Raw genomic sequence first — 12,107 nt, 5'->3', positions numbered from 1 at the left:
CCCGAGGGGTACGAACCCCGGGCCTCCCCCCCCACCCCCGTCTAGGAGTGACGTTCATGGGCATCAAGGACCAGTTCCAGGACAAGGAGCAGCAGCTCCAGAGCCGCGGCAGGCAGCAGATGGGCAGCGCGAAGGACGAGGCGTCCGAGCGCGCGGCACAGGCCAAGGACCGTGCGCGGCAGGGCCGGAACAAGCCCCAGGGCGGTCAGGACGAGCCGCAGGACCGTCGGGGCTGACCCCGGCCCGCGAGTGAGGCGCACCCGGGACGCCGGGTGCGCCTTCGCGCGTCCGGGGTGGGGTCTGGGGGTGGGCCGGGACCGTGCCTGGGGCGGGCCGGGACCGTGCCTGGGGACGGGTCCGGGGGCGGGTCCGGGGTGGGGACATGGCGGAGTCGTAGTACGACAATCCGAGTTTAAAGAAGTCCTGTGGATAACTTGCTGCACGGAACCGGCCCGGTACGTACGGTGATCCACATGTCCGTCACAGAACTCGCCCTTGAGCGACTGCGATCCGACCACGCGCCCGCCCTGCTCGCCTTCGAGCGGGACAACCGGGCCTACTTCTCCGCGTCCGTGCCCGATCGCGGGGACGCGTATTTCGCCGGGTTCGACGCCCGGCACCAGGCCCTGCTCGACGAACAGGAGAGCGGGACGATCGCCTTCCATGTACTGGTGGGGGACGACGGGGAGATAGTCGGGCGGTTCAATCTCGTCGATCTGGCCGACGGGAGCGCCGAACTGGGCTACCGGGTGGCCGAGAAGGCCACCGGGCGCGGTGTGGCGACCGCGGGGATACGGGAGTTGTGCCGCCTGGCCCGGGAGGAGTACGGGCTGAGCCGGCTGACCGCCGTCACCACCCTCGACAACGGGCCGTCCCGGGCGGTGCTGACCCGGGTCGGGTTCGGTGCCGTCGGAGGGGTGACCCTCCCGGGCGCGGGCGGTGACGGCGGGGACCAGCCGGGGATCGCCTACGAGCTGGACCTCGGCGGCAGTCTGGGCCTGGAGAGGTCCGGCACGGCCTCGTAGCCGGGCGGGCTCGCGGCCGGGTTCTCCTCCAGCAGGGCCAGCGCCACGACGACGGCGTCGTCGAGCTGGGCGTGCCGGCCCTCGGCCCAGTCGAGCGGGGTGCGCAGGGCCGCGAGGTCCGGCGACACGCCGTGGTTCTCGATGGACCAGCCGTACTCGGGGAACCAGGCCGCGTTCATGGGGACGGTGATCTGGGTGCCGTCGCCCAGCAGATGGCGGCCCGTCATGCCGACGACACCGCCCCAGGTGCGCTGGCCGACGACGGGGCCGAGCCGGAGCAGCTTGAAAGCGGCGGTGATCATGTCGCCGTCGGAGGAGGTGGCCTCGTCGGCCAGGGCGACGACGGGGCCGCGCGGAGCGTTGGAGGTGTACGAGACGGGCTGGGCGTTACGGGTGAGGTCCCAGCCCAGGATCCTGCGGGTGAGTTTCTCTATCACCAGCTCGCTGATGTGGCCGCCGGCATTGCCCCGGACGTCCACGATGAGAGCCGGCCGGGAGACCTCCATGCGCAGGTCGCGGTTGAACTGGGCCCAGCCGGAGCCGCCCATGTCGGGGATGTGGAGGTAGCCGCAGCGGCCGCCGCTGAGTTCCCGGACGACGGCCCGCCGTTTGGCCACCCAGTCCTGGTAGCGCAGGGGCCGTTCGTCGATGAGGGGGACGACGGCGATCCGCCGGGGGGGACCCTCGCCCTCGGCGGGGCTGAAGGTGAGTTCGACGGTGGTGCCGCCCGTTCCGGAAAGGAGGGGGTAGGGGCCGGCGACGGGGTCGACGGGGCGGCCGTCGACATGGGTGAGGGCCGCTCCCTCACGGATGCCGGTGCCGGCGAGCGGCGAACGGGCCTTGGAGTCGGAGGAGTCGCCGGGCAGGATCCGCTTGACCGTCCAGTTGCCGTCCCGAGGAAGGAGATTGACACCGAGCAGGCCCTGCGGGCGCTGGTACTGGGGCGGCCCCTCGTTGCGCCGCGCCGGGGTGACGTACGCGTGGGAGGTGCCCAGCTCGCCGAGGACCTCGCGCAGGAGGTCGGCGAACTCGTCGGGTGAGGCGACCCGTTCGACCAGGGGCCGGTACTGGTCGAGCACGGCCGTCCAGTCGACGCCGCCCATGTCCGGTTCCCAGAAGTAGGCGCGGATGATCCGGCCCGCCTCGTCGAACGCCTGCCGCCACTCGGCGGCCGGGTCCACCTCGTGCACGATGCGCCGCAGATCGAGGTAGACGGTGGAGTCGGCGTCACCCATCTCGGCGGCGGGCACCGCCCGCAGGTCGCCCTCGTCGACCACGACGAGCCGGGAGCCGTCGCCGCTGAGGGCGAACCAGTCGAGGTGGCCCACGAGTTCGGTCTTGCGGGCCTTGGGGATGTTGTAGTGCTCCAGCGTGGGGCGGGGGGAGGGATCGGACGGATTGGCGAAGGTCTCGCCGAGCGCGCCGGAGATCGGCCAGCGCAGCCACACCAGGCCGCCGCCGGCGACGGGCTGGAGAGCGGAGTACTTGGAGGCGGTCACGGGGAAGGGCGTGACCCGGTCGGGGAGTCCCTCGACCTCGACGGTGACCGTGCCGTCCCCGGCGCCGGCCTCCTCGTCGGCGGGGTCCATACCGCCGCCGGCGGGCCGCCCGTCGGGGAGCAACGCGAAGGGAGAGGGAGTCGCGGAGGACAGCGGTACGAGATAGGGACGGCAGCCCAGCGGGAAGGACAGGTCGCCGGTGTGCACGTCGTACACCGGGTCGAAGCCGCGCCAGGAGAGGAAGGCGAGATAGCGGCCGTCGCGAGTGAAGACCGGGTTCTCGTCCTCGAAGCGCCCGTTGGTGACGTCCACGACGACACCGGCCCCGGTGCCGGAGATGCGAGCCATCTTGATGGAGCGCAGCGAGCGGCCGATACCGGGGTGGGACCAGGTGAGCCAGGCGCCGTCGGGGGAGAAGGCGAGGTCGCGGACGGGGCCGTTGACGGAGCGGATCAGTTCGGTGACCTGTCCGGCGCCGGTGTCCGAGGAGCCGCCGGAGGCTTCGGCGTCGGTTCCGGCGGCTGGGCTGGCGGGGCTGGTGGGGCTGGTCGGGCTGCCGGTGGGGCTGTCGGAGTCGGCGGGGGCACCGGAGCCGCTTGGGGCGGTCGAGCCGTCCGAGCTGCCTGGGGCAACCGGGTTGCTTGGGGCGCCCGAGCCGGTCGGAGTTCCTGTGGCGTTGAGGGCTTCGCCGGCCTCGGAGGTGGCGGCAGTCGCGGCGGCGGTGGGAGTAGCGGGGGCTTCGGGAGGTGACGCGTCGCCGGAGCCGTCGTTGCCCCCGGCGGTCCCGGCGGTCCCGGCGGTCCCGGCGGTCCCGGCGGTCCCGGCGGTCCCGGCGGTCCCGGCGGTCCCGGCGCCTGCCGGGGAGCCGGCGGGCGTGGGCGGGTTGGTGGTGGCGGAGGGTGGGGGCGGGGGTGGGGTGGGAGGGGAGGGGGAGGGGGAGGGGGAGGGGGAGGGGGCCCCCACCCCCTCGGTTTCCTCGGACTCCTTGGTTCTCCCGGCGCCCCCAGCCTTCTCGGTTCCCCCAGCCCTCTCGGCTCCCTCGGACTTCCCGGCCCCTGCGGGCCCCTCGGCGTCCGTCGCCCCCTCAGTCCTCGCCGGTCCGCCGGCCCCCGCAGTCCCCTCGGCTTCAGTCGCCCTTCCCGCACCCGCACCCGTGTCCGCGTCCACACTCGCCCCCGCCCCCGCCCCCGCAGCCGTACCCGTCCCCGTCTCCATCCCTGCACCCGCACCCGCACCCGCGCCGCCCCCCGAAGCCTCCTCAGCCCCGGGAGCAGCGACAGTGCCGTGGCTGCCCAGCGGCGAGGTGGTGAAGGGTTCCGTCAGGGGGAGTGGGGCGGCGGTGAGGGGGTCCGGTGGTGCGGAGGGGAGCACGTCGGTGAGGGCGAGGGGAGCGGTGCCGGGTTCCTCGGTGAGGTCGATCAGGAGAAGGCGGCCGTCGTTGGAGGCGATGGCGAGGCGTTCGCCGTCGGGGTCGGAGACCATCTCCTCGACCCGGCCGAGGACACCCGACGCCAGCCGGCGGGGTGCGCGGCCGCCGCTGGCGCGCGGCAGGTAGGCGATCTCGACGGCGTCCTCGCCGTCGGCGTCGGTGACGTAGGCGACCTGTCCGCTGCTGCCCAGCATCTCGGGCAGCCGGACCCGTACGCCGGGGGTGTCGGCGATGGTGCGGGCCGGGCCGTCGCGGTGGGTGAGCCAGTAGAGGCTGCCGCGCACGGTGACGGCGCTGGCCCGGCCGGTCTCGTCGACGGACAGGCCGTCGACGTGATGGGCGGCGGGCACCTGGTAGGGGCGCCGTCCGGTGCGCGGTCCGCCGAGGCGTACGTCGATGCGGCGCGGCCGGGCGCCGGCGGTCAGGTCGTCGACGATCCACAGCTCGCCCGCGCACTGGTAGACCACCCGCCGCCCGTCGCTGGACGCGCCCCGGGCGTAGAACTCGTCGTGGTCGGTGTGGCGGCGCAGGTCGGTGCCGTCCGGGAGGCAGGAGTAGAGGTTGCCGATGCCTTCGTGGTCGGAGAGGAACGCGATCCGGGTCCCGCCGGGTTCGCCGTCGGGCGCGGCGACGAACAGGGGGGCTTCGAGGTGGCCGCCGAGGTGGGGGAGGAGCCGTTCGCCGTGCAGCCACAGCCGGCCCATGGCGCCGCCGCGGTAGCGCTTCCAGGACGCGGGCTCGTGCGGGGGCGTGCCGGAGAGGAGCAGGGTGCGCCGCCGGCCGTCGAGGTCGGCGACGGCGATGTCGGAGACCGGCCCCCAGGGCATGCGGCCGCCGGGGGAGCCGTCGGTGGGCACGGTGTAGGCCCAGGAGTAGTAGGAGAACGGCTGGTTGTGCGAGGAGACGGCGAGGATGTCCCCGTCCGGGGACCATCCGCAGACCCGGGTGTCCGTGGAGCCCCAGTAGGTGAGCCGCCTGGACGGCCCGCCGTCCACGGGGGCGAGATGGATCTCGGGGTCGAGACTGCGCCAGCTCGTATAGGCGATGTGGCGTCCGTCGGGGGAGAAGCGCGGGTGGCCGATCCGGGTGCGGTCGACGGTGATCCGCCAGGCCCGGTCCGGCCGGTGGCCCTCGGGAGCGAGCGGCGCGACCCAGAGGTCGTCCTCGGCTGCGAAGCACAGCAGCTCGCCGTGGAGGTGCGGGAAGCGGAGGTAGGCGCGGTCGTCACTCACGTCCTCATGCTTTCCGCGTGAAGGGGGTGCGGCAACTCGTACGTCAGTCCCATCGTTCCCGCTCCGGCTGTGGTTCAGGACACGTACGAAACGGTTTCGTTTCGCTGAGAGGCCGGGGGTATCGTCGAGGGGTACGAGTACGAAACCGTTTCGTTCATCGTGGCCGTCCCCATCCCTCGATGCCCGCGCGGCTCGGACTCGTCACCCATCCCACACGCCCGGTCCCACCCGTCCCACCCCGTCCCACCCGTCCTCGTCTCGTCGACGTGTACGGACGCCGGGCGCGGACACCGGGGTACCGGAACACCGAGTACGGACCAGGAGGCCGGACATGGCACGCAGCAGGCTCACTCCCGAGCGGGAGACCGAGCTGTACGCGGCCGTGCTCGATCTGCTGCGGGAAGTCGGGTACGACGCGCTCACCATGGACGCCGTCGCCGCCCGTACCCACTGCAGCAAGGCCACCCTCTATCGCCAGTGGGGCGGAAAGCCCGAACTGGTCGCGAGGGCCCTGCGCCGCGGCAAGCCGGTCGCGCTCGCCGGGATCGACACCGGCACCCTGCGCGGTGACCTCATGGCGGGCCTGGAAGCGTCGGACGACTGCCGGCTGGAACAGGACTCCGCCCTGATGCGGGGCCTGATCCACGCGGTCCACCACAACCCCGAACTGCTCCAGGCGCTGCACGAACTGCTCATCGAACCCGAGATCACCGGGCTCGACGAGATGCTCGGGCGGGCCGTCCGCAGAGGCGAGATCGACGCCGGCAACCCGGCGCTGAAACTCGTTCCCCACATGATGATCGGCGCGTTCATCACCCGCCCGCTGATCGATGGGCAACCGGTGGACCTGGAGTTCCTCCGGTCCTACGTCGACGCCGTCGTGCTCCCTTCGCTCGGCGCCTGACACCCCCCGTAAGCCCCGAAAATCCCGCAAGTCCCGTAAACCCTGCCCCGCAAACCCTGACGTCGCACCGCTCACGCCGTCGGGCCGGCTCCCCATGCCCTGACCCCTCGATACCGGGAGTACGCCCCCCGTGGCCACGTTCCTCTACAAGCTCGGCCGGTCCGCCTTCCGGCGCCGCCGGCTCGTCGCCCTGCTCTGGGTGGCGCTGCTGGCGATCGCCGGAGTCGGCGCCGCCACCGCGCCGACCGCGACCTCCAGCTCCTTCTCCATACCCGGCACCGAGGCCCAGCGCGCCTTCGACCTGCTCGAAGAACGCTTCCCCGGCGCCAGCGCCGACGGCGCCACCGCGCGCGTCGTCTACCAGGCCCCGGCCGGCCAGAAGATGACGGACCCGGCGAACAAGGCCAAGGTCGAGCGCACGGTCGCCGACCTGAAGGCCGGTTCGAAGGAGATCGCCCAGGTCGTCGATCCGTTCGCGGTGAACGCGGTCTCCCAGGACGGCAGGACCGCCTACGTCTCCGTCGCGTACAAGGTCAACGCGATGGAGCTGTCGGACGCGAGCCGTGACGCGCTCAAGGAGACCGGCGCGAAGGCGCAGGGCCAGGGCCTGACCGTCGAGATCGGCGGCGACGCGCTGCAGAGCATGCCGGAGACCGGACCCGGCGAGGTCGTCGGCGTGGTCATCGCGGGCTTCGTGCTCGTCGTCACCTTCGGCTCGCTCGTCGCGGCCGGGCTGCCGCTGCTCACCGCGATCATCGGTGTGGGCATCGGTGTCTCCACGATCACCGCGCTCGCCAGCGTGCTCGACCTCGGCTCCACCACCTCCACCCTCGCGATGATGATCGGCCTCGCGGTCGGCATCGACTACGCGCTGTTCATCGTCTCCCGCTACCGTGCGGAGCTCGCCGAGGGCCGCGCCAAGGAAGAGGCCGCCGGGCGGGCGGTCGGCACCGCCGGTTCCGCCGTCGTCTTCGCCGGTCTGACGGTGGTCATCGCCCTGGTGGGCCTGGCCGTCGTCAACATCCCGATGCTCACCAAGATGGGTGTCGCCGCGGCCGGCACGGTCGTGATCGCCGTCCTCATCGCGCTCACCCTCATCCCGGCCCTGCTCGGCTTCGCCGGCGACAAGGTCGTCGGCCGCAAGGCGCGCAAGCAGCTCAAGGCCCAGGCCGCCGCCGAGGGTGCCGAGGGTGCCGACGGCGCCGACGGGACGGTCCGGCCGGAGGGCAAGCCGAACGCCGGCACCCGCTGGGCCCGGTTCGTCATCCGCCGCCCGCTGCTCGTCCTGCTCGTCGGCGTCCTCGGCCTCGGCGCGATCGCCGTACCGGCCGCGTCCCTGGAGATGGGCCTGCCCGACGACGGTGTGAAGCCCACCTCCACCACCGAGCGCCGCGCCTACGACCTGCTGTCCGACGGTTTCGGCCCCGGGTTCAACGGTCCGCTGCTCCTCGTCGTCGACGGCGACAAGGCCGCCGCCGACAAGGCCGTCTCCGCGGTCAAGGGCCTGGACGGCGTCGCGGCCGTCACCCCGCCGACCCCGAACAAGGCCGGCGACACCTCGATGATCACGGTCATCCCGAAGGACCGCCCGTCCTCCGTGGAGACCGAGCAGCTCGTCCACGACATCCGTGACACCACCGGTGACCATGTCCTGGTCACCGGCGCCACCGCGATGAACGTCGACTTCTCGCAGAAGATGAACGACGCCCTGCTGCCCTACCTGGCACTCGTCGTCGGACTCGCCTTCCTGCTGCTCATGGTGGTCTTCCGCTCGGTCCTCGTCCCGCTGAAGGCGGCCCTCGGCTTCCTGCTCTCCGTCGTCGCCGCCCTCGGCGCGGTCGTCGCGGTCTTCCAGTGGGGCTGGCTCGGCGGCCTGTTCGGGGTCGAGCAGACCGGCCCGATCATGTCGATGATGCCGATCTTCATGGTGGGTGTCGTCTTCGGTCTCGCCATGGACTACGAGGTCTTCCTGGTCACGCGGATGCGCGAGGCGTACGTCCACGGGGCGCGCCCCGGCGAGGCGATCGTCGACGGCTTCCGGCACGGCGCCCGGGTGGTCGGCGCCGCCGCGGTGATCATGATCGCGGTCTTCTCCGGCTTCATCGGCTCCAGCGAGCAGATGGTCAAGATGATCGGCTTCGGTCTGGCCGTCGCCGTCCTCTTCGACGCGTTCATCGTCCGGATGGCCATCGTCCCGGCCGTGCTCGCGCTCCTCGGCCACACCGCCTGGTGGCTGCCGAAGTGGCTCGGCCGCGTGCTCCCCAACGTGGACGTCGAGGGCGAGGGCCTGGTGGCGGAGGGTGCTCCGGCCGGAGCGGCCACGCCCGCGGCCACTGCCGGTACCGGTACCGGTACCGGTACCGACACCGAGTCCGACAAGGAACTCGTCACGAACCGCCGATGACGCGCGTGCGCCCCGGGGACGTCCCGGGGCGCGCCCGCCACCCCTCAGCTCCGGGGCCGCCGCACGAGCGGGCGGCCGGCTCCGGTCTCGCGCCGGGCCCGTGGGGACGGGGACACGGTGCGGTCGTACGCCGTCAGTGCGCCGGGAACGGTGCGCCGGCGGCGTACGTGTGTCTGAGGAACCGGGTGAGCGCGGTCGTGTCGAACTGCACCACCTCGACGCCGTCGGCCGTGTGGAACTCGACCACCGTCTGGACCCGCCCGCACGGCCACACCTCGACGTCCCCGCCCCGGGCCGGGGTGCGCAGCCCGGTCTCCAGGAGGGTGCGCGGGAAGGCCCACTCGACGTCGTCGGGGAAGCCGAAGCGCACGGTCGCGGGGTCGGTGCCGGGGTCGTAGCGCAGCCGGACCGGTACGGATCGGGTCAGCGGGTTGTCGCCGACGATCTGTCCCTGGGCCTGGTCGGCGATCTCGCGGAACGCGGCGGGGCCGGTGGATCCGGTGGGGCCGGTGGGTCCGGTGGGGCCGGGCGGAGGATCAGAGGTGCCTGTGGCGCCGGTGGTGGCCGTGATCCCGGGCGCCCCGGGCATCCCTGGCGTCCCGGGTATCCCTGGCATCCCGGGTACTCCGGCGGTGTCGAGCGGCCCGGCGGCTCCGGGGAGCCCCGGGTCGGCGGCCCCCGGTGTGTGTGCGGCGCGGGGTATGCGGGGCATGGGACGACTCCTCACACTCGTACGCGTCATCAGTAACGGGTACCCCGCTTTGCTCGAACGCAAGCCCGAACGCACGCGTGACCGGAGCGGGGTCTTCCGCTCGCTCCTGTCCGGTACGTGCTCTTGCAAACCATTCGCAGGAGCGCTCTATCATGCCGGTTGTGCATGTACCTGACGGATTTATCAACGCCCCCGTATCGGCCGCCGCCGGTGTCGTGGCCGCCGGTGCGGTCGCCCTCGCCCTGCGCGGGGCCCGTAGGGAACTCGGCGGTACGGCCACCGGCGGCCAGGGCCACGGCGGCGAGCGGACGGCCCCGCTGGCCGGACTCGTCGCCGCCTTCATCTTCGCCGTCCAGATGCTCAACTTCCCCGTCGCCGCCGGCACCAGCGGCCATCTCCTCGGCGGCGCGCTCGCGGCGATCCTCGTCGGGCCGTACACCGGTGTCCTGTGCGTCGCCGTCGTGCTGCTCATGCAGGGTGTCCTGTTCGCCGACGGCGGTCTGACCGCGCTCGGCGTGAACATCACCGTGATGGGCGTCGTCACCGTCGTCGTCGCGTACGGGCTCTTCCGCGGCCTGGTGCTCGTCCTGCCGCGCACCCGCCGCTCGGTCACCGTGGCGTCCTTCGTCGCCGCGCTGGTGTCCGTGCCGGCCGCCGCCACCGTCTTCACCGCGATCTACGCGCTCGGCGGCACCACCGACGTGCCGATCGGCAAGGTCCTGACCGCGATGGTCGGCGTCCATGTCCTCATCGGCATCGGCGAGGCCGTCATCACCATGCTGACCGTCGGCGCGGTCATCGCCGTCCGGCCCGACCTCGTGTACGGCGCCCGGGGCCTGACCACCCCGCTCAAGCTGCGCGTCGACGGCGAACTCGTCGACGCCGCTCCGACCGCTACCGCTCCGGCCACCGGCACCGCCACCCCGGCCGCCGCCCCGGCCGTACGGTCGTCCCGGAAGCTGTGGATCACCGGCGTCGGCACCGCCCTCGTCCTCGCCGGTTTCGTCTCCTTCTACGCCTCCGCGAGCCCCGACGGCCTGGAGAAGGTCGCCGCCGACAAGGGCATCGACGCCGAGGTCAAGCCGCACGCCGCGGCGGACTCCCCGCTCGCCGACTACGGGGTGAGGGACGTCTCCGACGCCCGCCTCTCCGGCGGTCTCGCCGGGGTGATCGGCGTGGGCGCGACCCTGGCCGTCGGCACCGGCGCGTTCTGGATCGTCCGTCGCCGGGGCACCGGCCGTACGACCCCCGCCCCCGCCCCCGCCACCGCCTCCACCTCCGCCTCGGCCGGGAAAGCCGTCTGACATGGGCGCCGGACACGCGCACAAGCTCTATCGGCAGGGCCACTCACCGGTCCACGCCCTGCCCCCGCACACCAAGCTCGCCGCCGTCTTCGCCTTCGTCGCCGTGGTCGTCGCCACGCCCCGCGAGGCGATGTGGGCCTTCGCGCTGTACGCGGTGCTGCTCGGCGTGGTCGCCGCGTGCGCCCGGGTCCCGGCCGGCTTCGTGCTGAAACGGCTGCTCATCGAGGTGCCGTTCGTGGCCTTCGCCGTGCTCATGCCGTTCGTGGTGCCCGGCGAGCAGACCACCGTCCTCGGGGTGTCGCTCTCCGTCCCCGGCCTCTGGGGCGCCTGGAACGTCCTGGCCAAGGGCACCCTCGGCGTCGCCGCCTCCGTCCTCCTCGCCGCCACGACCGAACTGCGCGCCCTGCTCCTCGGCCTCCAGCGGCTCCGGCTGCCGTCGCTGCTCGTCCAGATCGCGTCGTTCATGATCCGCTACGGGGACGTGATCACCGACGAGATGCGGCGGATGTCCATCGCCCGCCGCTCGCGCGGCTTCGAGGCGAGCGGAGTACGGCACTGGGGCGTCCTCGCCAAGTCCGCCGGCGCGCTCTTCATCCGCTCCTACGAGCGCGGCGAACGGGTCCATCTCGCCATGGTCAGCCGCGGCTACACCGGCAGCATCCCGGTCATCGACGAGGCCACCGCGACCGCCGCCCAGTGGCGGTACGCCGCCGCGCTCCCGCTCACCGCCCTGCTGATCTGCCTCCTCGGATGGACGCTATGACCTCCTCCTCCCGTTCCTCGGACCGTCTCTCAGGTCGTCTCTCGGGCCGTCCGTCGGACTATGCCTCGGATCCGTCCTCGGACCTGCCCTCCCTCGATGTACGCGGTCTGGCATATGCCTACCCGGACGGCCATCAGGCCCTCTTCGGCGTGAACCTCACCGTCGGGCGCGGCGAGCGGGTCGCGCTGCTCGGCCCCAACGGCGCCGGCAAGACCACCCTCGTCCTGCACCTCAACGGCATCCTGACCGGCGGCGCGGGCGGCGTCACCGTCGCCGGGCTGCCGGTGGAGAAGCGGAACCTGGCCGAGATCCGGCGCCGGGTCGGCATCGTCTTCCAGGACCCCGACGACCAGCTGTTCATGCCGACCGTCCGCGAGGACGTGGCCTTCGGCCCGGCGGCGGCCGGTGTGCGCGGTGCCGAACTGGAGGCGGTGGTGGCGAAGGCGCTGGCCCGGGTGGGCATGGCCGAGTTCGCGGACCGGCCGCCGCACCATCTCTCCTTCGGGCAGCGGCGCCGGGTGGCGGTCGCCACCGTGCTCGCGATGGAGCCGGAGATCCTGGTCCTCGACGAGCCCTCGTCCAACCTGGACCCGGCCTCGCGCCGCGAGCTCGCCGACATCCTGCGCACCCTGGACGTCACCGTCCTCATGGTCACCCACGACCTGCCGTACGCGCTCGAACTGTGCCCGCGCTCGGTGATCCTCAGCGACGGCGTGATCGCGGCGGACGGGCGGACGGCGGACATCCTGACGGACGAGGAGCTGATGGCGCGGCACCGGCTGGAGCTGCCGTACGGGTTCGTGCCGAGCTCGGTCGTCTGACCCGGCCGGCCCCG

General features: G+C 72.8%; 9 protein-coding genes. 7 read left to right on the top strand and 2 right to left on the bottom strand.

The window, feature by feature from the left end:
• The first annotated feature begins 56 nt into the window (after window positions 1-56).
• Together ABZ990_RS12755 and ABZ990_RS12750 are read left to right on the top strand one after the other, a co-directional pair.
• On the top strand, window positions 57-236 hold the full coding sequence (locus tag ABZ990_RS12755; RefSeq protein ID WP_361229659.1) for a hypothetical protein: 180 nt from the start codon (window positions 57-59) through the stop codon (window positions 234-236).
• A 237-nt stretch (window positions 237-473) separates the two neighbouring features.
• On the top strand, window positions 474-1,025 hold the full coding sequence (locus tag ABZ990_RS12750; RefSeq protein ID WP_361229657.1) for a GNAT family N-acetyltransferase: 552 nt from the start codon (window positions 474-476) through the stop codon (window positions 1,023-1,025).
• On the opposite strand, the gene ABZ990_RS12745 is transcribed toward ABZ990_RS12750, so the two are convergent.
• Window positions 968-5,185 (bottom strand): S41 family peptidase, encoded by a 4,218-nt coding sequence (locus ABZ990_RS12745; RefSeq protein ID WP_361229654.1) that lies wholly within the window; start codon window positions 5,183-5,185, stop codon window positions 968-970. The genes ABZ990_RS12750 and ABZ990_RS12745 overlap by 58 nt on opposite strands.
• Window positions 5,186-5,516: 331 nt before the next feature.
• Here ABZ990_RS12745 and ABZ990_RS12740 point away from each other — a divergent pair, with 331 nt between their 5' ends.
• Entirely contained in the window at window positions 5,517-6,089 is a 573-nt protein-coding gene (locus tag ABZ990_RS12740) for a TetR/AcrR family transcriptional regulator (RefSeq protein ID WP_361229651.1), read from the top strand.
• Between the two features lie 130 nt (window positions 6,090-6,219).
• A complete protein-coding gene (locus tag ABZ990_RS12735) occupies window positions 6,220-8,493 on the top strand; it encodes an MMPL family transporter (protein WP_361229648.1) in 2,274 nt (757 codons plus the stop codon).
• 133 nt (window positions 8,494-8,626) lie between these two features.
• Here the strand turns inward: ABZ990_RS12735 and ABZ990_RS12730 are convergent, their stop codons facing one another.
• Window positions 8,627-9,082, bottom strand: a complete 456-nt coding sequence (locus ABZ990_RS12730) for an SsgA family sporulation/cell division regulator (protein ID WP_361229645.1) — start codon at window positions 9,080-9,082, stop codon at window positions 8,627-8,629.
• 284 nt (window positions 9,083-9,366) lie between these two features.
• Between ABZ990_RS12730 and ABZ990_RS12725 the strand changes: the two genes are divergently transcribed.
• Genes ABZ990_RS12725 through ABZ990_RS12715 form a run of 3 tightly spaced genes read left to right on the top strand, consistent with a single transcriptional unit; the run spans window position 9,367 to window position 12,093 of the window.
• The gene (locus tag ABZ990_RS12725) at window positions 9,367-10,509 is read left to right on the top strand and encodes an energy-coupling factor ABC transporter permease (RefSeq protein ID WP_361229642.1); all 1,143 of its coding nucleotides are present in this window, start codon (window positions 9,367-9,369) and stop codon (window positions 10,507-10,509) included.
• A 1-nt stretch (window position 10,510) separates the two neighbouring features.
• Window positions 10,511-11,272: a cobalt ECF transporter T component CbiQ gene (cbiQ, locus tag ABZ990_RS12720; protein ID WP_361229640.1), complete on the top strand. Its 762-nt coding sequence runs from the start codon at window positions 10,511-10,513 to the stop codon at window positions 11,270-11,272.
• A complete protein-coding gene (locus tag ABZ990_RS12715; RefSeq protein ID WP_361229637.1) occupies window positions 11,269-12,093 on the top strand; it encodes an ABC transporter ATP-binding protein in 825 nt (274 codons plus the stop codon). The genes cbiQ and ABZ990_RS12715 overlap by 4 nt, the downstream gene beginning before the upstream one ends.
• Window positions 12,094-12,107: the final 14 nt, after the last annotated feature.

Origin of the sequence: Streptomyces sp. NPDC046203 (assembly GCF_040646255.1) — a bacterium.
Taxonomy (GTDB): Bacteria; Actinomycetota; Actinomycetes; order Streptomycetales; family Streptomycetaceae; genus Streptomyces.
The sequence above is the reverse complement of the archived record's forward strand: the minus strand, read 5'-3'. Positions and strand labels throughout refer to the sequence as shown.

Coding starts and splice junctions, on each gene's coding strand:
- ABZ990_RS12755 (WP_361229659.1), top strand. CDS start 57: ATGGGCATCAAGGACCAGTTCCAGGACAAGGAGCAGCAGCTCCAGAGC.
- ABZ990_RS12715 (WP_361229637.1), top strand. CDS start 11,269: ATGACCTCCTCCTCCCGTTCCTCGGACCGTCTCTCAGGTCGTCTCTCG.
- ABZ990_RS12750 (WP_361229657.1), top strand. CDS start 474: ATGTCCGTCACAGAACTCGCCCTTGAGCGACTGCGATCCGACCACGCG.
- cbiQ (WP_361229640.1), top strand. CDS start 10,511: ATGGGCGCCGGACACGCGCACAAGCTCTATCGGCAGGGCCACTCACCG.
- ABZ990_RS12730 (WP_361229645.1), bottom strand. CDS start 9,082: ATGCCCGGGGCGCCCGGGATCACGGCCACCACCGGCGCCACAGGCACC.
- ABZ990_RS12740 (WP_361229651.1), top strand. CDS start 5,517: ATGGCACGCAGCAGGCTCACTCCCGAGCGGGAGACCGAGCTGTACGCG.